This is a genomic window from Curtobacterium sp. AG1037 (genome assembly GCF_003349855.1).
Taxonomy (GTDB): domain Bacteria; phylum Actinomycetota; class Actinomycetes; order Actinomycetales; family Microbacteriaceae; genus Curtobacterium; species Curtobacterium citreum.
Genome location: NZ_QQAO01000015.1, coordinates 1 through 20801 on the forward strand (window position 1 = coordinate 1; position 20801 = coordinate 20801).

Genomic DNA, 20801 nt, shown 5'->3' on the forward strand with positions numbered 1-20801 from the left:
CACCCTGGATCGAGCACTACAACACTGAACGGATCCACTCGAGCCACGGACTCACGCCCGCAGCCCGAGTGTCAACAACCTGACGGCTCAGTACATCTAGGGCACCGACTGAACGGGCGGAGCAGCGAGGCCGGTTCCTGATCCGCCGGCCTCGCGGCGGGCGCCGTCGCGTCGTCGACCGGCGGTGCTCGCACACGATCCCTCGCGAGGAGCCAGCAGTGACGAGACCACCGACCATCCACGACGTCGCCGCCGCGGCGCACGTGTCCCACCAGACCGTGTCCCGCGTCCTCAACGGCGCGACCAACGTCCGACCCACCACGAGGGCTCGCGTCCAGCAGGCGGTCCACGCGCTCGGGTACGTGCGCGACGACCATGCTGCGGCACTCGCACGCCGACGGCGGATCCACGCGGCCGACGACGCGCTCGCGTGGGTGTGCGACGGGCTCGACGCCCCGCAGCAGCACGACGACGCCTCCGCTGAGCAGCGCCGTTGATCGAGGCGCGCGGGTCCCTGTGTCACGAGCTTGTCGAGCTCTCACATGAAAGCATTGCAATCGATGCATGTGTCGAGTTCAATGGCACCACGCCGTCGTCACACACACAGGAGGACCCCATGGCAGGCACCGAGACCCACGCCGAGCACACCATCGCCGAACACCAGCACGCGGCTGACTGCGGCCACGAAGCCGTCCAGCACGACGACCATGTCGACTACCTGCACGACGGTCACAAGCACGCCGAGCACGACGGACACTACGACGAGCACTGAGCCGGCTCCAGCACGGGCGCTCTCCCGGCCGGGAGAGCGCCCGTGCTGTGGCGACGCATGTCCGCGGACTACTGTTTCCGTGTGACACCCCGAGCGAACCTCGAACCTGCGGCCGAGCTCTTCAAGGTCCTGTCGTCAGCGTCGCGACTGCACCTGCTGTGCCTGCTCCGGGACCACCCGACGACGGTCGGGGGCCTCGCGGAGGCCGCTGGGCTCTCGCAGCCCCTCGTGTCCCAGCACCTCCGGACGCTCCGGGCTGCCGGGCTGGTCGCGGTGGTCCGACACGGTCGCGAGGCGGAGTACTCCCTGGCCGACGCGCACGTCGCACACATCGTGGCGGATGCCGTGACGCACACCCTCGAGGAGCACGTTCCGCTCTCGTGACCGGGGTCGGGGAGCAGCCAGCGACAGGACCCACGAGCGGTTCTCCCGGTCACCGCGCACCGGCGCGTCCGGTCCGCACGGGGGTCGGTGCGGACCGCTCATCGAGCGCGCCGCCGCCGGTGTCGCACGGTGAGAACGAGGCCACCGGCGCCGAGGAGCACTGCGGCGGCGATCGTGCCCGCACCGACGGAGGCGCCGGTGAAGGCGAGTCCGCGGGCGCGGGACCCGCTGGTCCCGGTGGGACTCGATCCGTCGCCGCTCAGCGCGCCGGGTGACCGGTCGGCTCCGCCCGCCGGACCACCGCCGCTCGACCCGCCGCTCGACCCGCCGCTCCCCGGCGTACCGCCTGGGTCGGCGCGGACGTGCTCGGTGGTCACGACCGCGGCCGTGACGTCCGCTCCGAGCCCGGCCACGTCGGTGAACCGCAGTGCGCGGACCGACAGGGACCGGGGGCCGGTCTGCTGGTCGTTCAGGACGAAGGTCCCGGTGCCGCCCGGGACCGTGATCCTCGTCCCGGCCGCCACGGCGCCGGCGGCGACACGGGTCCCGGCCACCGACCCGCCGGCGGTGGTGACGACGGTGGCGGACGGCGTGACGACGACGTGGACGTCGCGGAGGTCGACGGCTGCCCGTGTCCCGGGGTAGAGGACCAGGTGTGCCAGGCGGGCCTCGCCGCGGTCCCGCGTCGAGTGCACCTCGGCGTCGCTGGCGCTGACCTGCCCGAGGGTGCCGTCGCCGACGACCGCGGTCGTGGAGTCGGTGGCCGCTGTCCCGGCCGCGGGGCCCACGAGGGGCCGCGGAGAGACGTCGCTCGGGCCGGTCGTCCGGACACCGTACGCCGACCACGTTCCGACTCCGCCCTCACCAGGAGTGGCGGTCGGAGTCGACGTGGGGGTCGGGGTGGGCGTCGGGGTGGTCCCACCGCTGTGCTGCGCCGGGATCGACACGACGCCGAGGCGGACGTCGGGGTACTCGCCGGTGAGGTCGCGGTAGTGCAGCGCGGTGAGGGTCACGCTGCCGTCGTCGTGTCGGACGCGCTCCCCGAAGTCGATGCGCGCGCGCGGGGTGCCGTCCGGGGCGAGACCCGTGTAGACGTCGGTGGAGGTGTTGACCCAGATGCCGTTCGCGAACACCGCGTCGGCGGTGTCGTCGAAAGTCACGGTCATCGCGCCCGACGTGTCGACGTGTGCGTGCAGCCCGGCGATCCGCAGCGCTGTCCACCGGTACTCCGCGAGCGGGTCGGTGGGTGCTCCCGGGAGCTGCTGGAAGGACGACACCGCGACGTCCGAGCCGCCCGCGTCGTCGGACGAGACGGTGACCCCCGTCGCGACGGAGGGTGAGCCGTCCGATGCCCGTGCCGTGGCGACGGTCCGTGTTCCGGTGCCGCGGACGGTGGGCTGCCCGTCGATCAGGACCGTGCCGTCCGGCGCGGTGACCGTCACGCCGCTGACGGACCGGCCGGCCGCTGTTCCGGCTCCGCCGGGCGCTCCGGACCCACCGCCCGGTGTCGGTGTCGGTGTCGGTGTCGGCCAGGCTGCGGCACCGGCGCAGGTCACCGACCCGGCCCTGATCCGCCAGATCTCCGACGCGCCGGCCTCGGCCTCGATGCGGAGCCCGACCGTGGTGATGGACCCGTCACCGTCCGTCGTGGTGCTGCCGACGAGGACCTTCGTCGCGCCGTACACCGACGGCGGCAGATCGGTGCTCCATCCGAGGTGACCGCTGGCGGCGGCGGTGACGTCGGTCCCGCCGATCGCGAGGTGGCCGAACGTCACGGACTGTTCGCCGTGGGGGCTGCAGGTGGCGCGCAGGTCGGTGAAGGTGACCGCGGGCCGGTCCCGGAGTGTGAAGGTTCCCGAAGCGATGGTCGCTTCCGCGCCGTCTGGTCCAGCGCTGACGTGCAGGCCGGACGTCCGGGTGGTGTTCAGCTTGAGGACGTCACCGGTGCCGGCCGCGTCCGCCGTCGCCGCGGGTCCGTCGTGCCAGGCGGCGGTCGGGGTCGGGTCGATCAAGGAGCCGCCGTCGATGTCGACCACCTCGACGCCGGCTGCCCGGGCGAGCGGTGCGCTGTCCGCGGCGATCGCGGGGACGGTCACACCGATGCCGAGGAGCCCGGCGACGACGATGCCGACGACGACGGCGATGCGGTCGCTGCGGTTCGCGCGACGACGCGTCGTCCGGCTCACCGTCCGGCCTCCGTCGCACCGAACTGCTCGATGAAGGCTCGTCCGTCCGGGACGCCGAGGCCGGTGACGTCGTCCCAGCCAGGACCCGACTGCAGACTCTGCGGTCGTGTGTCCCACATCGCGATCGTCTCCGGCCAGAGTGCGCCGGCGTCGGGGCCGCGCGGCGACCACGTCGCGGCGGAGGTCGGGCGGACGTCGCGGAGTGCCGCGGTGCCGCGGAGCGCGAAGAGCGCGGGGCTCGCGAGGCCGATGCGACGTCCGGTGACGGCCTTCGACATGGCGACCATCGACGCGACCATCGGCGTCGCGAGGCTCGTGCCCCCGTGCGCCGCGTACTCCGTCCGCCCGTGGTGCGGTCCGTAGGTCACGAACCCGGTGTCGGGATCGGCGATCGAGGCGACGTCCGGGACGAGGCGCCCGGTGCCGCCGCGACGGATGTCGTCCCGCTGCCAGGTGGGTCGGGCGGAGGTGCCGGACTCGCCACCGCCGGCGCCGTAGGCGAACCCGGGCGGGATCACGGCGCCGTTCCGGGCGAAGCGGGTCTGCGTCTCCCATCCGGCCTCGACCGCGACGGAGCCGTCCGCAGCGAGGCCGGTGCTCGTGCCCCCGACGGCGGTCACGTACGGGCTGGAGGCCGGCGAGGCGACGGAGGCCCCTGCACCGTGGTCACCCGCGTCGCTGTAGTCGCCGTCGTTGCCGGAGGACGCGAACACCGAGATGCCCAGGCTCGCGGCCTCCACCAGCACCCTGTTCAGGAGGGCGCGGTCGTCCGCGGTGTCCAGCTGTTCGGTCGACCCGAAGGACAGGCTGATGACGTCGGCGTGCCCGTCCTCGACGACGTCGAGGATGCGCGAGTACATGGCGGTCGTCCCGCAGTCGGCCGCGCCCCAGTAGTCGACGATGGCGTCCGGCGCCATGGCGTGCACCGCCTGGACGTCCAGGTGCTGCTCCTCGGTCCAGGCCTCCGGGCCGCCGCAGCGGTCCACGTCGGGGGCGTCCGGGGCGTGGTTCCGGTACTGCCCCGCGGTGAAGGGCTGCGTTCCGGTCGCCCGGGCGTAGGTGTCGGTGTCCTGCTCCACGTCGGGGTCGTCGAACGCCGCCACGATCGCGATGCGCGCACCGCGACCGGTGACGTCCGCGGGCAGGTGGTGGACCTCGCGCAGCTGCGCCGGCCCGTAGCCGCACAGTGCGTTCGACCGGTGATCGACGACGACCGAGGCGGGCCAGTCGGTCGTGACCTTCTCGCCCCAGTAGGCCGCGCAGGTCCCGTCGTCCGCGAGGACGTGGCCCCGCACGGTCGGGGAGGTGCCCCTCGCGACCTCGGTCGGGCGGATGGTGTCCGCGACCACGACCCCGGCGATGCCCGTCACTGCTGCGAGCTCGCGAGGGACCGACAGCGGGCGCTCCGGTGCGGTCACGACGGTGCCCTGTGCGGTGCGGTACCGGGCGAAGGTGGTGTGGAACGCGTCGGCGACCTGGTCGACCGGACCCTCGACCGGGATCGACGCCGCGGCGGGGCGCACGGGTGCCGCGTGCAGTCCGTGGTCCTGCAGCCACCCGCGGATCGACGGGGCTCCGGCGAGCCGATCGGGAGCCAGGAGGACCGAGAACGAGACGGAGCCGGTGCGGGCCGTGCCGGTGCGTTGCACGCCCGCGGGCCAGTGGGGAACGGACCCGGCGAGCGGCCGGAGGGGAGCGTCCGGCGGGACGGGGTGGAGCGCGAGGGCTCCGGTGAGCACGGCGGTGACGGCCAGTGCTCCGAGGACGAGGGGTGGGCGCATGGGGTCCACTTCTGGGGAGACGGAGGAGAACGGGGAACGCGGCTGGCTGCCGCGTACCGAACTGTAGCGCCTGTTGAGAATCATTATCAACAAGCGCTCGGGCGGTCTGCCCGCACCCTGCCGGGGGCCCGGTGCCCGACGGCTACCGCGCGGCAGCGCCCGCCAGGCCTCGAGCGCGGTCGAAGGCCGCCGCGTGCTCCGTGCGGAGGATCGACCAGCCTCGGGTGGTGTCGATCGACCGCGGTCCGTCGACCGGTGCCGCGAACCCGTGCTGCACCCGGGGGACCGGCTCCCCGGGCAGGTGGAGCTCCTGCGTGAAGCCCCCGGTGTCCGGCGCGAACCCGAGGACGTGCGTCGCGACGTCGTCGCTCCAGTCGGTCGACGGCAACGACGTGAACTGCACCCGCCTCGGCGGGTCCAGGGGGAGCGTCGCGGACACGTAGCAGCCGTGGTGGTCCTCGCCCGGCGACAGGATCGTGTAGGTCCCGCCCTCGCGGTAGACCAGCAGGGCCTCGGCGAACGGCTTGGCGTGGAACATCGCCGTGTAGCGGAGGGCTTGTGCGTACACGGGGGCGCCGAGGCGCAGGGAGATGGTCGGTCCGGACAGGGTCCGCTCCTTTCCTGGTGCGCGTCGCGGGTCCGCGACGTCGCCTCCAGTCTGCCCCGCCAGACGATCGTCTGGTGCGGTCGTCCGCACCGGGTCACGACCGTCACCACCCGTCGGACGGGAGGCACGGTGCCAGCCGGCACCGTGCCTCCCGTCCGTCGGTGGGAACCCGGGTCAGCGCGCCAGCAGGCGGGCGGTCCACCCTGCCAGCGCGGCGACCGCCGCGCGTGACAGGACGGCGTCCGGGACCATGCTCGTGGAGCCGTGGAAGGCACCCGGCCAGACGTGCAGCTCTGCGTCGACCCCGGCGGCCCAGAGGGCGCTCGCGTACGCGACGGTCTCGTCGCGGAACACCTCCGCGCTCCCGCAGTCCAGGTACGTCGGCGGCAGCCCGGACAGGTCCGTCGCACGTGCCGGCGCGGCCGACGGATCGACGGCGTCGGTCCCGCGGCGCTCGCCGAGGTACGCGTCCCACGCGACGTGCATCATCTGTCGGTCGGCGACGCCGACCCCGTCGAACTGGCGGCCGGACACGGTGGCGTCGCGGTCGTCGAGCATGGGGGAGACGAGGACCTGCGCCGCCACCGCGGGACCCCGGCGGTCGCGAGCGAGCAGGGTGACGCCCGCGGCCAACCCGCCGCCGGCGCTCTGCCCGGCGACGACGATCCGCGCCGGGTCGACGCCGAGCTCGACGGCGTGCTCCGCGAGCCAGACGAGACCGGCGTAGGCGTCCTCGACCGGGTAGGGGTCCGGGTGCTCGGGGGCCAGCCGGTAGTCGACGCTCACCAGGACGACGTCGTGGTCGCGGAGGAGCCAGTCGTCGAACGAGTCCAGGTTCCCGAGGTGGTGGCCGAACATCATGCCGCCGCCGTGGATCGAGTAGACGGCGGGGACGGGGCCGGACGAGTCGGTGCGCCGGATGACGGCGAGGTCGATCGGGTCGCCGAGGTGGCCCGGCACGGTGACGCTCCGCTGGTGGTAGCCGATTTCGTGCAGGTGGGCGTCGAGCACGGCCTCGGGGACCTCGAGGGCACGCATGCGGGGGAGCGCCTCGGGCGTGAGGGCCATCGGACCCCGGGCGTGCAGAGCGGTGAGGAACACGTCGAGCTCCGGGTCGAACGGCGGGCGGACGGTGGACTCAGACATCGGCGGACTCCTGGTCGGTGTGGCGGGACGGAGTGACGGGCTGGTGGCGGTCGGGTGCGTGCTGTCGGGCGCGGAGCATCCCGGCCACCACGAGTGCCGCGGCGACCACGGTGAGGGCGACGCCGGCGACGGACAGCGCACCGCCGACCGCCGCACGGTGAGCCGCGTCGAGGTGCGCGGCGGCGACGGCCCCGGGGACGAGCGCCGCCAGGACGGTCCCCGCGACGGCCACCCCCGCGGCGGCCGCGACCTCGCTCGCGGTGTCGACGAGCGCGGCACCGACCGAGGTGCGGTCCTCGGGGAGCCCGGCGAGGACCTCGGCCCCGGCGACCGCGCCGACGACCCGCATGCCCGCGGCGACGAGCACGAGCGCCACGACGACCACGGGGTACCCGAGCGGTGTCGCGGTGACGGAGACGGCGAGCCCGAGGACGACCGCGACCGAGCTCGTCCAGGCTGCCGTGCGCAGGCCGACCCGACGGACGAACGGCCCGACGAATCGTCCGCTCACGAGCAGGACGACCACCTGCGGCAGGGTCCCGACCGCGGCGAGGGCGGGCGGCCACCCCCACACGACCTGCAGCTGGAGGGTCACGGTCCAGGAGAGGCCGGCGGTCGCGAGCCCAGCGGCGGCCTTGTAGAGCAGTCCGCTCGCGACGAGCGGACGCGCGACGAGCCGGAGGTCGAGCAGCGGCGCGGCGGCGGTCCGCTGCCGCGCGACGAACGCGGTCACGGCGGCGAGCGTCGCGGCGACCATGCACCACAGGAGCGGGCTGCCGGCTGGCCCGCCGGTTGCTCCGTCGGCCTGCTCGCCGGCCGCGACCGCGATGGTCGGCGTGACGAGGACCCCGGCCACGGTGGCTGTGCCGAGGACCGCCCCGAGGAGGTCGACCGGACCCCGCCGCAGGTCCGTCCGGCGATCGGCGGTGATGCCGGCGCGGATCCCGACGAACGCGACCACGGCGACGGGCGCGTTCGCGACGAGCAGGACCTGCCACGGGGCGACGGCGAGGACGAGCCCGCCCACCGTCGGTCCGACCGCGAGCCCGACCAGGCCCGCGGTGGAGATCACGGTGAGGGCCCGGACGCGCAGGTCCTCGGCGTCGAACAGGCGGAACGCGAGGGCCATCGCACCCGGGGTGGTCATCGCCGCCGCGACGCCCGTGAGCGCGCGGACCAGGACCAGCCCCTCGACCGAGGTGACGGCGAGGGTCGCGACGCTCACGCCGGCGAGCAGGACGAGCCCGACGAGCATGACCCGGCGGCGACCGAACCGGTCGGCGACGGCGCCGAACAGGAGCATCAGGCCGCCGAACGCCAGCGAGTACGCGCCGGAGACCCACTGCAGCGCGGATGTCGACGCGCCGAGGTCGCGGCCGATGGTCGGCAGGGCCACGGTGAGGACCGAGTTGTCGAGCATCTCGAACAGGAATACGGCGGACAGCCCCGCCAGGGCGACCCAGGCGTCACGCAGGCGTTGCGGTGACCCTGGACGGGTGATCGGTACGGACACGGGCGCACTCCTTCGACGAAGAAGTGGCGACTCCCACGAGTCACGTACGCGCTGCCGCCGATCGGGACCGGAGGCTTTTTCCCTCTGGCGCCGACGGTAGCGCAGACCGCGCCGTGACGCCAGCGGCAGGTGCGGGGCCGGGCGGGGACGGCGGGGCTGGACCGGGCCGGCGGGGCTGGTCGGGGCCGGGGCGGTCGGGTCAGGACCGGACGGGGCCCGTCGAGGACCGCACCACCAGCGAGACGGGCAGCACCGCACCGTCCGGCGTCCCGGACGCCCGTGCAGCGAGCAGGCGTTCGACCGCGACGGCACCCATGCGGCCCGTCGGCGAGTGCACCGTGGTGAGCGGCGTCGGCAGCTGCGCGACGATCGAGATGTCGTTGTAGCCGACGATCGACAGGTCGTCCGGGACCCGCAGACCCCGCTGCCGGGCAGCACCCATGACCCCGATCGCCGCGGTGTCGTTCACCGCGAAGATCGCGGTCGGCGGGTCCACCGACGACAGCAGGGCGTGAGCGCCGACGACGCCGCCCTCGACCTCGAAGTCGCTGTGCACCACCAGGGCGTCGTCGACCGGGATGCCGCGCTGCTCGTGTGCGAGCCGGAAGCCGGCCACCCGCTCGACCGCCGTGCTGGCGTGCCGCGGCCCCGCGACGACCCCGATGCGTCGGTGGCCGAGCGCGAGCAGGTGCTCCGCGGCGATCCGGCCACCCTCGACGTCGTCACCGACGACCGCGGGCATCCAGTCGCCGGGGTGCCGGTTCGTCGCGATGATCGGGACGGGCAGTTCGGCCAGACGCGGTGTCCGCGCGGACAGGTGCAGGGAGCTGACGATCAGCCCGTCGACCTGACGAGAGAGCAGGAAGTCCACGGCCTCGAGCTGCGCGCCCATGTCGTCCGGCGGCGTGGTGAGCAGGACCTGGTACCCGGCGGACCGCGCGGCCGACTCGATCGCCTGGCAGATGGTGGCGATCACCGTGTCCGCGAGTCGGGGCATCACGACGCCGATGGTGTCCGACCGCCGGGTCCGCAGCGACGAGGCGAGCCGGTTCGGTCGGTACCCGAGCTCGAGTGCCGCCGCGATCACCCGCTGCGCCGAGGCGCTCCACCCACGCGTCGGTTCGGTCTGGCGCAGGACCCGCGACGCCGTCGAGACGTGCACCCCGGCCCGCGCGGCGATCGCCTGCAGCGTCGCCTCGCCGCGACGACCCGGGTGGTCGCGTTCGACCGGTCCGTCCTCCGTGGTGCCCATGTCCCGATCCTAGGTGACGGATGATCGCGCCCCGCTGTCACGCAATCGATTGCGGTCACCAGAAGTGAAACACGTTGGTTACACGCGAGCAGGCGGGGCGAAACAAGCCGCTGGAACCATCAACGGTGTTGCAAACGATTGCATGTATTGCAATCACGAACGAAAGACGATGACCCATGGTGAAAGAGATCCTCGTTTCCTTCGGTGTCGACATCGACGCGGTCGCCGGGTGGCTCGGCTCGTACGGCGGCGCCGACTCGCCCTCCGACATCCAGCGCGGCATCTTCGCCGGGCGCACGGGTGTGCCCCGTCTGCAGAAGGTGTTCGACCGAGCGGACATCGCGGCGACCTGGTTCATCCCCGGCCACTCGCTCGAGACCTTCCCCGACGAGTGCCGCGCGCTGTTCGACGCCGGGCACGAGATCGGGGCCCACGGGTACAGCCACGAGAACCCCGTCGCGATGACCGAGGCGCAGGAGGACGCGGTCATGGAGCGCTCGGTGGAGCTGATCACCCGGCTCACCGGGCAGCAGCCGACCGGGTACGTCGCCCCCTGGTGGGAACTGAGCAGCTACACGCCGACCCTGCTGAAGAAGTTCGGGTTCAGCTACGACCACAGCCAGCAGCACAAGGACTTCGTCCCGTACTACTCGATCGTCGGCGACTCGTGGACGCCGATCGACTACGCGCAGGACCCGGCGACCTGGATGACGCCGCTCGTGCACGGCTCCGAGATCGACCTCGTCGAGATCGCGGCGAACTGGTACGTCGACGACCTGCCGCCGATGATGTTCATCAAGTCGAGCCCGAACAGCCACGGCTTCGTCAACCCCCGCGACGTCGAGCAGATGTGGAAGGACCAGTTCGACTGGGTGTACCGCGAGCTCGACTACGCGGTGTTCCCGATCACGATCCACCCCGACGTCTCCGGTCGACCCCAGGTGCTGCTCATGATCGAGCGCCTCATCGAGTACCTCCGCGGACACGAAGGGGTGCGGTTCGTGACGATGAACGAGATCGCGGACGACTTCCGCGTCCGCTTCCCGTTCGCCGGGGCCGAGCGCCCCCGCGAGTACTGATGTGCGGCGCGTGCGGCGGCGGCGCGGTGCGTGACCGGTCGGCGGCCGATGTCGAGGACACCCCGGCGGGTCGCACCCGGGCACAGCGGGCACTGGCGTCGTGGACGACGCGGCTCTTCGCCTCGGAGCGGATCCGCGTGCGCCCGGCCCCGGGCACCGTCCGCGTCGTCGTGCAGGGGCCGACGGGCGGCCAGGTCGTGGCCCAGGGGATCGACGGGGTGCTCGACGCCGTGGAGCGGCTCCGCCCCGGGCGTGTCGACTGGACGTCGGTCGCCGCCCGGGCCCGCGCGCTCGGCGACGACCGCGATGTCATCGACCTGGACCTCCGCGCCCTGGTCGGTGCGCTCGACCGGCGGACGGGGGCGCTCCGGTGACCGTCGTGACCCTGCCCCGCCTGGCGTACCTCGCACTCGGCGGCACCATCGCCAGCGTCGACGAGGGGACCACCGGCTCCGCCACGGGCCGCCCGGGCGCCGTTCCGCGGATCACCGCTGCGGACCTGGTCGGCGGTGTCCCGGCGATCGCGGACATCGCGCACGTCGAGGCCCACCAGCTCGGGCTGCTCCCGTCGCCCTCGCTCGGGTTCGACGACGTCCAGCGCACGCTCGACGCCGCACGGGAGGCCGTCGCCACCGGGTCGTCCGGCGTGGTCGTCTCGCAGGGCTCCGACACCATCGAGGAGACCGCGTACCTGCTCGACCTCGGCTGGGACCGACCCGAGCCGCTCGTCGTCACCGGCGCGATGCGCCACGCATCCGCCCCGGGAGCGGACGGCCCCGCGAACCTGCTGGCCGCCGTCGCCGTGGCCGCCGACCCGGCCGCCGTCGGCCGGGGCGTGCTCGTCGTGCTCAACGACGAGGTCCACACTGCGGCGTCGGTTCGCAAGACGCACACCTCCTCGACGGGCGCCTTCACCTCGCCGGGCACCGGGCCGGTGGGCCTGCTCACCGAGGGGACGCCCCGCTTCCGGACCCCCGCGGGCCGGTTCCCGGCGCTCACCCGACGGGTCGCGCCCCTCCCGCCGGTCGCCCTGCACCGCGTCACCCTCGCCGACGACGGCCGCGTCCTGTCCGCGCTGGACGGGCTCGGGTACCGGGGCGCGGTCATCGAGGGCTTCGGTGGCGGCCACGTCGCCGGACACACCGTCGACGCGGTCCGCGCGCTCGCCGCCCGGATGCCCGTCGTCCTGGCCTCGCGGACCGGCGCGGGCGAGACGCTCACGTCCACCTACGGGTTCCCCGGCGGCGAGATCGACCTGTTGCGGTCGGGCCTGGTGCCGGCCGGACGCCTCGACGGCCTGAAGGCACGGCTGCTGCTCGCGACGCTCCTCGCGCAGGACGCCCCTCGGGACCGCATCCACCAGGAGTTCGCAGCGCGCGGTCGCGGAACACCGCCGACGCCCCGCCCCTGACCGCACCACCCCGGCCCGTCCCACCAAGGCCGCTTCCGACCCGCACGACCCCATCCCTCCACCCGTCAGCCCGCACCGCCGAACCGAGAGGACCACCCATGACCACCACGACCACCCGCGAGCCCGAGGGGCTCCAGCTGTCCTCCGGGACGTTCCCCGCGATCGGGGCGAAGGAGACCAAGCGCGGCGCGACCCTCGCCTTCTTCGCCTGGACCCTGGCGGTCTACGACTTCATCATGTTCGGCACGCTCCTGCCGCGCATCGCCCAGGACTTCGGCTGGAACGAGCAGACGGCCCTCCTCGCGAACACGCTCGTGAGCGTCGGCGTGTTCGTCGTCGTGATCCTCGTCGGGCTGTTCGTCGACCGCCTCGGCCGCCGCCGCGGGATGATGGTCACCATCGGTGGCGCCGCGCTCTCCTCGCTCCTGACGGCCGCGTCGACCGGGGTCGCCTCGCTCGTCGGCTTCCGCGCCCTCAGCGGCTTCGGCATGGCGGAGCAGTCGGTCAACTCCACGTACCTCAACGAGGTCTTCGCGCTCACCGAGCTCGAAGGGGTGAAGAAGCGCCGCGGGTTCTTCTACAGCCTGGTCCAGACCGGGTGGCCGATCGGTGCGCTCCTCGCCGCCGCGTTCATCGCCGGCGTCGCCGGGGTGTTCGGGCAGGACTCGTGGCGGCTCGCCTTCCTCATCGCCACCGTCCCCGCGATCTTCGTGCTGTTCCTCCGCAAGGGCATCAAGGAGACGCCGCAGCACCGCCTGAACACGTACCTGCGCCAGCTGCGGAAGTCGGGTCGGACCGAGGAGGCCGCGGAGATCGCCGCCCGCTTCGGCATCGTCGACGAGGGGCCGAACCCGCTCCGCGCGATCTTCGGTCGTCGGTACGCGCGCAACACGGTCGTGCTCTCGATCGCCTGGATCGTGAACTACTTCGGCATCACCACGACGAGCGTGCTCGGCACGACCATGCTCGAGGGCGTCAAGGGCATCGACCCGAGCATGTCCCTGCTCATCATCGTGCTGTCGAACGTCGTCGGCGCCGCGGGCTACCTGTTCCACGGCTGGCTCGGCGACGTGATCGGCCGCAAGACCACCATCGTCGCGGGCTGGGTGCTCGCGGGCGTCTGCTGGACCCTGTTCGTGACCGGTCCGAGCGACTTCGGCTACGTGCTCGTCACCTACATGGCGACGCTGTTCTTCCTGCTCGGGCCGTACGCGTCCCTGCTCTTCCTGCAGGCCGAGTGCTTCGACTCGAGCTGCCGTGCGACCGGGTCTGCCTTCGTCACCGCGATGGGACAGCCCGGGTCGATCATCGGCTCCGCGGTCCTCACCGTCCTCGTCGCCGGCAGCATCGGCCTCGGCCCGGCGGCGCTCATCGTGGGCGCCGGCGGCATGGTGCTCTCCGGCGTGATCATGCTCGCCACGAAGCGCGTGGCGGTGATCGAGCATTGAGTGAGCGAGCATCGAGCACGACGACACCGACGGGCGTCTACTCCGAGTTCGCGGGGAGCGTCGCGGTCGTCACGGGCGCCGCGAGCGGGATCGGCGCCGCCCTCGCGGTGCAGCTCGCCGAGCACGGGGCGAACATCGTCATCCCGGTGTTCGCCGGTGACCCGCACGACCCCGCCGCCGTGGTGGCCGCGGTCGAGCAGGCCGGCGGCAGCGCGGTGACCGTCACCGCCGACGTCCGCAGCACCGAGGACGTCGACGCCGTCTTCCGGACCGCGATCGACCGGTGGGGCCGGGTCGACCACGTCGTCGCGGGCGCCGGGGTGCTCCGGCGGCAGCCGCTCGACACGATGACCGACGCCGCGTGGGACGACCTGCTCCAGGTCGACCTGCACGGGGTGATGCGCACGCTCCGCGCCGGCGCCCGGCACCTCGGCTCCGGCGGCTCGATGGTGGCGGTCTCGTCGATCGCCGGCGGCGTGTACGGATGGGTCGCGCACAGCCACTACGCCGCGGCGAAGGCGGCGGTGATCGGCCTCGTCCGGAGTGCCGCGGCTGCGCTCGCCCCACGCGGCATCCGCGTGAACACGATCATCCCGGGGCTCATCGAGACGCCGCAGTCCTCGGACGCCGTCAACTCCCTCGGCCCGGACGGGCTCGCCGCGGCGGGGGAGCGGATCCCGTGGGGCCGGGTCGGTCAGGCGGACGAGGCGGCGGCCGCGATCCGCTTCCTGCTCAGCCGCGAGGCGCGCTACGTCACCGGGCAGGAACTCGTCGTCGACGGCGGGCTGACGATCCTGATGGCCGACTGATGGCGGCCACCGGGGACCTGTCCGGCACGACCGCACTCGTCACGGGGGCGGCGAGCGGCATCGGGCTCGCCGTCGTCGACACGTTCGTCGCCGCCGGAGCGCAGGTCGTCGCGGCCGACCGCGACGCTGACGCCCTCGCGGCGCTCGCCGGTCGCCCCGGCGTGCAACCCGTCGTGCTCGACGTGACCGACGAGGACGCGGTCGAGGCCGTCGTCCACGCGGTCGACCAGGAGCACGGCGGGATCGGCATCCTCGTGCACGCGGCCGGCGTGCTCTCCCAGTCGCCGCTCGAGGACCTGTCCGCCGCGGAGTGGTCGAGGGTGCTGTCGGTCGACCTGACCGGCGTCTTCCTGGTCATGCGGGCCGTGGGACGTCGCATGCTCCGGGACGGCCGCGGACGGATCATCACCGTCGCGTCCCAGCTCGCGATCAAGGGCGGAGCCGAGGTCGCGCACTACGCCGCGGCGAAGGCCGGCGTCATCGCGTTGACGAAGAGCGCCGCGATCGAGTGGAGCGGCCGCGGCGTCCTGGTCAACGCGATCGCCCCGGGCCCGGTCGTCTCGCCGATGACGGACGGCATGACCGAGGCGTGGCGGGCCGCGAAGGCCGCCGAACTCCCGCTGGGCCGGTTCGGGGTCCCCGCCGAGGTGGCCCCGACCGCGCTCCTGCTGGCCAGCTCGCCCGGCGGGGACCTGTACACGGGGCAGACCCTCGGTCCGAACTCGGGCGACGTGATGCCGTAGGGCGCGTCACACGGCGTCACCGTCGGACACAGATCGACACGTCCCTTCCGCGGGGCGACCGACGCTGCCACGGTTCCGGCATGGCGTACATCTGCTTGCTCCTCTCGGGAGCCGCCCTCCTGGTCAACGGCCTCACCCTGCTCGGACGGGTGCCCGGTCGTGACAGCGGCGTGTTCAACGTCCTCGTCGGCGGCCTCCAGCTCGTCCTGTGCACGGCCGTCGCCGTCACGGCGGACGGCTCGCTGCCGGCCCTGCTCGCGATCGCGGGCACCTTCCTGTTCGGCCTGACCTACCTGTACGTCGGACTCGACGCCCTGACCGGGCTCGGGTCGGCCGGACTCGGTTGGTTCTGCGGGCTCGTGGCTGGCGTCGCCGTGGTGTTCGCCGTGACGAACGCCACGGTCGACCCCGTCCTCGCCGTCCTCTGGGCGACGTGGGCCGGGCTCTGGTCGCTCTTCTTCGTGCTGCTCGCGCTCGGCCGGCCGATCGGTCGGTACACCGCGTGGGCGCTGGTCCTCGCCAGCCAGACGACCACCACCGTCCCGGCGCTGCTCGGGCTGTCCGGGAACTGGCCGACCGGGCCCGTCTGGACCGCTGCGGCAGCCCTCGTCGCCGTCGCCGTCTTCGGCGGGGCCGCCGTCCTGGCGCGCCGCCCCCACCGGTCGGGGTCCGCGTCAGACCAAGCGCAGACCGCGACCCCCGCCGTCGCCTGACCGACGCGACACCGCCAGGACCGTCACCCCAGACCCGTCACACCAGCCCGAGGAGCCACCATGACCACCACCACCACCACCACGACCACCGCCACGACCGCACCGACCACCACCCCCGACGACGAGACCCTCGCCGCCCGCTTCCGCCCGATCTTCGACCGCATCGCCGCCGGCGCGAGCGCCCGCGAGCAGGAGCACCGCCTGCCGCACGACGAGATCCGCGAGCTCGCCGCCGCGGGCTTCGGCGCCCTCCGCGTCCCCGTCGAGTTCGGCGGCGCCGGCGCGACCCTGCCGCAGACCTTCCGGCTGCTCACGGAGCTCGCCGCCGCTGACAGCAACATCCCGCAGGCGCTCCGCGGCCACTTCGCCCTCGTCGAGGACCGCCTGGTCGCCCGCTCCGGCGAGCGTGACGCGTGGCTCGAGCGGTTCGGCCGGGGCGAGATCGCCGGCAACTCCTGGACCGAGGTCGGCGCCGTGCAGATCGGCGACGTCATCACGAAGGTCACGCCGCAGCCGGACGGCACCTTCCGCATCAGCGGGCAGAAGTACTACTCGACCGGCAGCATCTTCGCCGACTGGATCGACACGTACGCCGAGCGCACCGACACCGGGGAGCGGGTCATCGCCATCGTCGACGCGCACCAGCCCGGGGTCACGCACGCCGATGACTGGGACGGCTTCGGGCAGCGCACGACCGGGTCCGGGACGAGCACCTTCACCGACGCGGTCGTCGCGGCCGACGCGGTGATCCCCTTCGACGACCGCTTCAAGTACCAGACCGCGTACTACCAGGCGGTGCTCCTCACGGTCCTCGCCGGATCGGTGCTCGCCGCCGAGCGCGAAGTCGCGCTGCAGGTCCGGAACCGGAACCGGGTGTTCTCGCACGGCAACGCCGACACGTTCGCGGCGGACCCGCAGATCCTCCAGGTCGTCGGCGAGGTCTCCGCCGCCGGCTTCGCCGCGTCCGCGATCGTCGAGCGCGCCGCCGAGGCGCTGCAGGCCGCGTACGAGGGAGCCGTCCTCGACGAGACCGAGGACGAGCGCCGCAACGACCGCGCCGAGCTCGCGACCGCGCAGGCGCAGGTCGCGCTCACGACCCTCGCGACCACCGCGACGTCCCACCTCTTCGACGCGCTCGCAGCGTCGGGCGTGAGCACGTCGAAGAACCTCGACCGGCACTGGCGGAACGCGCGCACCGCGGGGAGTCACAACCCGTGGGTCTTCAAGGCCCGGATCGTCGGCGACCACGCCGTCAACGGCGTGGAGCCGCCCCGGGTCTGGGCGATCGGCGCGACCCGGTCGCGCTGACGACAGCGGGAGCGCTCGCGGCGGCCGCGACCCACCAGCGGACGGGAGGCCCGTGGCGGCGCCGCCACGGGCCTCCCGTCCGGCTCCTGGTCGCGACCGCGACCACCCGCGTGTCGGAGGCCGCCCCGTATCCTGACCGGGGCCCGCTGATCCGGTGCCCGGGAGGAACTGCCATGAGCATGGAAGGCGCGGCCTGGAGCTCGCTCTACAAGATCTCGTCCGCGAAGGAGGGCACGCGGGGGATCTCGCGCGCCTCCGTCAAGCGGATCATGACCTTCGCGGTGCCGTACCGGACCCAGCTCGTCGTGTTCATCGCTCTCTCGGTGGTCGGTGCGTTCCTGGCGGTCGCGACCCCGGTGCTCGCGGGCAACGTCGTCGACGTCATCGTCGCCCGCGGTGCCGTCGGCACGATCGTGTGGCTCGCCGTCGTCATCGCCCTGGTCGCCGTCGCGGACGCGGCGGTGTCGCTGCTGACCCGCTGGTACTCGGCGCGGATCGGCGAGGGCGTGATCCTCGACCTCCGTACCGCGGTCTTCAACCACGTGCAGAAGATGCCGATCGCGTTCTTCACCCGCACCCGCACAGGCGCCCTGGTCAGCCGGCTCAACAACGACGTGATCGGTGCGCAGCAGGCGTTCAGCGGCACGCTGTCGGGCGTCGTGACGAACCTCGTGGCGTTGATCCTCACCCTGACCGTGATGCTCAGCACGTCGTGGCTCGTCACCGTGCTCGCGATCGTCATGCTCCCGCTGTTCCTCGTCCCCGCGCGTCGGATGGGCGGACGGCTCGCTGCCCTGCGGCGCGAGGCGGCCGACCACAACTCGGCGATGAGCACGCAGATGACGGAGCGGTTCTCGGCGCCGGGGGCCACCCTCGTCAAGCTGTTCGGCCGTCCCGACGAAGAAGCCGAGGAGTTCCGCGTCCGCGCTGCGCGAGTGCGGGACATCGGCGTCCGCACGGCGATGCTGCAGTTCGTCTTCTTCACGGCGCTCATGCTCGTGTCCGCGCTGGCCCTGGCGCTCGTGTACGGCCTCGGCGGCACCCTCGCGCTCGGCGGGCAGCTCGACACGGGCGAGGTCGTGACGCTCGCGCTCCTGCTCACCCGCCTGTACGCACCGCTGACGAGCCTGGCGAACGCCCGGGTCGAGGTGATGAGCGCCGTGGTGAGCTTCGAGCGCGTCTTCGAGGTGCTCGACCTCGACCCGCTGATCAAGGAGCGCCCGGACGCCGTCACGGTGCCGGACGGGCCGGTCTCGGTCGAGTTCGACGACGTCCGGTTCGGCTACCCGTCCGCCGAGAAGGTCTCCCTGGCCTCCCTGGAAGAGGTCGCGACGCTCGACACCCGCGGCGGGGACGAGGTCCTGCACGGCCTGTCCTTCCGGATCGAGCCCGGGCAGACCGTCGCCCTCGTCGGCACCTCGGGCGCCGGCAAGTCCACCGTCGCCCAGCTGCTCTCCCGCCTGTACGACGTCGACAGCGGTGCGGTGCGCCTCGCTGGCACGGACGTCCGCGACGTGACGTTCGCGTCGATGCGCCACACGCTCGGCATGGTGACGCAGGACGGGCACCTGTTCCACGAGACGATCCTCGCGAACCTGCGGCTCGCCCGGCCCGAGGCCACCCTCGACGAGGTCTGGGACGCCGTCCGCCGGGCCCGCCTCGAGCCGCTCATCCGGTCCCTGCCCGACCAGCTCGACACCATGGTGGGGGAGCGCGGCTACCGGCTGTCCGGCGGGGAACGCCAGCGGATGACGATCGCCCGGCTCCTGCTGGCCCAGCCGCGCGTGGTCATCCTCGACGAGGCGACGGCGGCGCTCGACTCCACGTCCGAGGCCGCGGTGCAGGCGGCGCTGAGCGAGGCGCTCGAGGGCCGCACGGCCATGGTGATCGCGCACCGGCTCTCGACCATCCGCAGCGCCGACCAGATCCTGGTGGTCGAGGACGGGTCGATCGTCGAGCGCGGGACGCACGACGAGCTCCTGGCCGCCGGCGGCCGGTACGAGGAGCTGCACCGCACGCAGTTCGCGGTCCAGCAGGCCGTCGCGGCCGAGGCCGAGGCGGCACTGAGCGAGCGTTAGCCGGGCCCGACCGAACCGGGCCGCCCGAGCTGCTCGAGCGGGTTGCGGGCGAGCTCCTCGACGACCCCGCCGTCCACCAGTCGCCGGCTTCCGCGACGCCTGGTCGACCACGCACGCGCCGAACTCGGCGGCGAGGTCGCCGCGCGGGTGCGCCGTGAGCACCTCGCACAGGAACGCGTCGAGGAGGACGTCCGCTCCGGCGCCGGACACGTCGAGCCCGGGCCCGACGGCACGACGCGCTTTCCGGCGGACGGCTGTGACCGTGGTCCGATCGACGCACGACGCCGGACGCGCTGCGCACGGCAACGCTGGCCCGATGCTCGTTCGGGGGACAGAGCAGTCCCGGAACGACCGCTTCCTGGGTGTTCCCTCGGAACGAAACGGGGGACGTGACGATCCTCGGATGCAGTCCGTCCCACTCGTGAACAGCATCCGCTGGGAACACCCGGCGGACACCTCGGAAGGAGCAACCAATGGCTGACACCACCAACCTCACCGCCGCCCGCCCCGCCGCCGGCACCGGCAACGTTTCGGGCAAGACCCACATCGAGGACACCGTCGTCGAGAAGGTCGCCGGCATCGCCGCCCGCGAGGTCAACGGCGTGCACTCGCTCGGCAACGGCGCCGCCCGCGCCATCGGTGCGATCCGCGACGCGATCGGCCAGCGCGACCACGGCCAGGGCGTCAAGGTCGAGGTCGGCGAGAAGCAGGTCGCCGCCGACGTCGTCATCGTCGCCGAGTACCCGGTCCCGCTGCAGCAGGTCGCCGACGGCGTCCGCTCGTCCGTGAGCCGTGCCCTGACCCAGATCGTCGGCATGGACGTCGTCGAGGTCAACGTGACCGTCCAGGACGTCTTCATCCCGGGCGACGACGACGACAAGGACGAGGACAAGAAGGAGTCGCGCGTTGAGTAACACACTCGTCGGCGCCCTGATCGGCGCCATCCTGGCCGTCGTGGCCCTGCAGTTCGGTTTCTGGGGCTTCGTCCTGGTCATCGTCTTCGGTCTCCTGGGAGCCCTCGTGGCGGCCCTGGTGACCGGCAAGATCGACCGGGGCGCCCTGACCGACGTGCTGACCGGACGCCGGAGCTCCCGGTGAACGCCGGCCCGGAAGGCGCCCACACGAGTGCCGTCCCGGGCCGGGTCGAGATCACCGCCCGAGCCCTGACGACCCTCGCCCGTGCCGCGTCCGCGGAGCGCCTCGGCGTCCCCGCCAAGCGACTGCGCATCGCCGTCGGCGACCACGCCGGCAGCCTCGCACTCGACGTGACGGGGCCGATCCGCGAGCAGCCGGACATCCTGTCCGCTGCCTCGCGGGCAGCCGATGCCATCAAGGCGCGGGTGTCGGAGTTGTCGGGGCGGCAGGTGGGCAGTGCCCACATCGAACTGACCGGGATCGTGCGTGAGCACGAGGACCGGGTCCGGTAAGGAGACACTGATGAGCAGCACTTCTTCGCTCGAGCGGCGCCTGCGCCGTCGGAGCGTGCACCGGTCCCGGTCCACCGCGGTCGCGATCACCCTGATCGTCACCGCCCTGGTCGCGGCGTGGATCGGCGTCGAAGCGGTCCTGAA

Annotated in this window: 21 protein-coding genes; 15 read left to right on the top strand and 6 right to left on the bottom strand. The window is 73.1% G+C overall.

Annotated features, from left to right (window positions below):
• Nucleotides 1–218: 218 nt before the first annotated feature.
• The 3 genes from DEU32_RS17675 (at nt 219) to DEU32_RS16490 (ending at nt 1156) form a co-directional block, all read left to right on the top strand.
• Nucleotides 219–497, top strand: coding sequence for a LacI family DNA-binding transcriptional regulator (locus tag DEU32_RS17675; protein WP_114851506.1), 279 nt, complete (start codon nt 219–221; stop codon nt 495–497).
• 119 nt (nt 498–616) lie between these two features.
• On the top strand, nt 617–772 hold the full coding sequence (locus tag DEU32_RS16485) for a hypothetical protein (RefSeq protein ID WP_058741442.1): 156 nt from the start codon (nt 617–619) through the stop codon (nt 770–772).
• Nucleotides 773–853: 81 nt separating this feature from the next.
• Nucleotides 854–1156 (top strand): helix-turn-helix transcriptional regulator, encoded by a 303-nt coding sequence (locus tag DEU32_RS16490; RefSeq protein WP_229666829.1) that lies wholly within the window; start codon nt 854–856, stop codon nt 1154–1156.
• Between the two features lie 98 nt (nt 1157–1254).
• On the opposite strand, the gene DEU32_RS16495 is transcribed toward DEU32_RS16490, so the two are convergent.
• The 6 genes from DEU32_RS16495 to DEU32_RS16520 all read right to left on the bottom strand — a co-directional run bounded on the left by DEU32_RS16495 (nt 1255) and on the right by DEU32_RS16520 (nt 9641).
• The gene (locus tag DEU32_RS16495) at nt 1255–3342 is read right to left on the bottom strand and encodes a hypothetical protein (RefSeq protein ID WP_114851507.1); all 2088 of its coding nucleotides are present in this window, start codon (nt 3340–3342) and stop codon (nt 1255–1257) included.
• Complete coding sequence (locus DEU32_RS16500; protein ID WP_114851508.1) at nt 3339–5123, bottom strand: S8 family serine peptidase; 1785 nt, start codon at nt 5121–5123, stop codon at nt 3339–3341. The genes DEU32_RS16495 and DEU32_RS16500 overlap by 4 nt, the downstream gene beginning before the upstream one ends.
• Nucleotides 5124–5265: 142 nt before the next feature.
• Nucleotides 5266–5691, bottom strand: a complete 426-nt coding sequence (locus DEU32_RS16505; protein WP_229666828.1) for a hypothetical protein — start codon at nt 5689–5691, stop codon at nt 5266–5268.
• A gap of 213 nt (nt 5692–5904) precedes the next feature.
• Nucleotides 5905–6876 (bottom strand): alpha/beta hydrolase, encoded by a 972-nt coding sequence (locus tag DEU32_RS16510; RefSeq protein WP_114851509.1) that lies wholly within the window; start codon nt 6874–6876, stop codon nt 5905–5907.
• Nucleotides 6869–8389 (bottom strand): MFS transporter, encoded by a 1521-nt coding sequence (locus tag DEU32_RS16515; protein WP_258554907.1) that lies wholly within the window; start codon nt 8387–8389, stop codon nt 6869–6871. The genes DEU32_RS16510 and DEU32_RS16515 overlap by 8 nt, the downstream gene beginning before the upstream one ends.
• A gap of 199 nt (nt 8390–8588) precedes the next feature.
• Nucleotides 8589–9641: a LacI family DNA-binding transcriptional regulator gene (locus DEU32_RS16520; RefSeq protein ID WP_114851510.1), complete on the bottom strand. Its 1053-nt coding sequence runs from the start codon at nt 9639–9641 to the stop codon at nt 8589–8591.
• A 176-nt stretch (nt 9642–9817) separates the two neighbouring features.
• Here DEU32_RS16520 and DEU32_RS16525 point away from each other — a divergent pair, with 176 nt between their 5' ends.
• The 12 genes from DEU32_RS16525 (at nt 9818) to DEU32_RS16585 (ending at nt 20657) form a co-directional block, all read left to right on the top strand.
• Nucleotides 9818–10720: a polysaccharide deacetylase gene (locus DEU32_RS16525; protein WP_114851511.1), complete on the top strand. Its 903-nt coding sequence runs from the start codon at nt 9818–9820 to the stop codon at nt 10718–10720.
• 26 nt (nt 10721–10746) lie between these two features.
• The gene (locus DEU32_RS16530; RefSeq protein ID WP_147281499.1) at nt 10747–11094 is read left to right on the top strand and encodes a hypothetical protein; all 348 of its coding nucleotides are present in this window, start codon (nt 10747–10749) and stop codon (nt 11092–11094) included.
• The gene (locus DEU32_RS16535; RefSeq protein WP_220152800.1) at nt 11091–12131 is read left to right on the top strand and encodes an asparaginase; all 1041 of its coding nucleotides are present in this window, start codon (nt 11091–11093) and stop codon (nt 12129–12131) included. The genes DEU32_RS16530 and DEU32_RS16535 overlap by 4 nt, the downstream gene beginning before the upstream one ends.
• A 98-nt stretch (nt 12132–12229) precedes the next feature.
• Nucleotides 12230–13579 (top strand): MFS transporter, encoded by a 1350-nt coding sequence (locus DEU32_RS16540; protein WP_181819330.1) that lies wholly within the window; start codon nt 12230–12232, stop codon nt 13577–13579.
• Nucleotides 13576–14388: an SDR family NAD(P)-dependent oxidoreductase gene (locus DEU32_RS16545; protein WP_114851513.1), complete on the top strand. Its 813-nt coding sequence runs from the start codon at nt 13576–13578 to the stop codon at nt 14386–14388. The genes DEU32_RS16540 and DEU32_RS16545 overlap by 4 nt, the downstream gene beginning before the upstream one ends.
• On the top strand, nt 14388–15131 hold the full coding sequence (locus tag DEU32_RS16550) for an SDR family NAD(P)-dependent oxidoreductase (protein WP_114851514.1): 744 nt from the start codon (nt 14388–14390) through the stop codon (nt 15129–15131). The genes DEU32_RS16545 and DEU32_RS16550 overlap by 1 nt, the downstream gene beginning before the upstream one ends.
• An 80-nt stretch (nt 15132–15211) precedes the next feature.
• Nucleotides 15212–15844 carry an AmiS/UreI family transporter gene (locus DEU32_RS16555; RefSeq protein ID WP_114851515.1) on the top strand — a complete coding sequence of 211 codons (633 nt, stop codon included), beginning with the start codon at nt 15212–15214 and terminating at the stop codon, nt 15842–15844.
• A gap of 60 nt (nt 15845–15904) precedes the next feature.
• Complete coding sequence (locus DEU32_RS16560) at nt 15905–17152, top strand: acyl-CoA dehydrogenase family protein (protein ID WP_114851516.1); 1248 nt, start codon at nt 15905–15907, stop codon at nt 17150–17152.
• 173 nt (nt 17153–17325) lie between these two features.
• A complete protein-coding gene (locus tag DEU32_RS16565) occupies nt 17326–19230 on the top strand; it encodes an ABC transporter ATP-binding protein (RefSeq protein WP_114851517.1) in 1905 nt (634 codons plus the stop codon).
• 473 nt (nt 19231–19703) lie between these two features.
• Nucleotides 19704–20144, top strand: coding sequence for an Asp23/Gls24 family envelope stress response protein (locus DEU32_RS16575; protein WP_114851518.1), 441 nt, complete (start codon nt 19704–19706; stop codon nt 20142–20144).
• Nucleotides 20137–20328, top strand: coding sequence for a DUF2273 domain-containing protein (locus tag DEU32_RS16580; protein ID WP_114851519.1), 192 nt, complete (start codon nt 20137–20139; stop codon nt 20326–20328). The genes DEU32_RS16575 and DEU32_RS16580 overlap by 8 nt, the downstream gene beginning before the upstream one ends.
• Nucleotides 20325–20657 (top strand): hypothetical protein, encoded by a 333-nt coding sequence (locus tag DEU32_RS16585; RefSeq protein WP_114851520.1) that lies wholly within the window; start codon nt 20325–20327, stop codon nt 20655–20657. The genes DEU32_RS16580 and DEU32_RS16585 overlap by 4 nt, the downstream gene beginning before the upstream one ends.
• Nucleotides 20658–20801 lie beyond the last annotated feature (144 nt).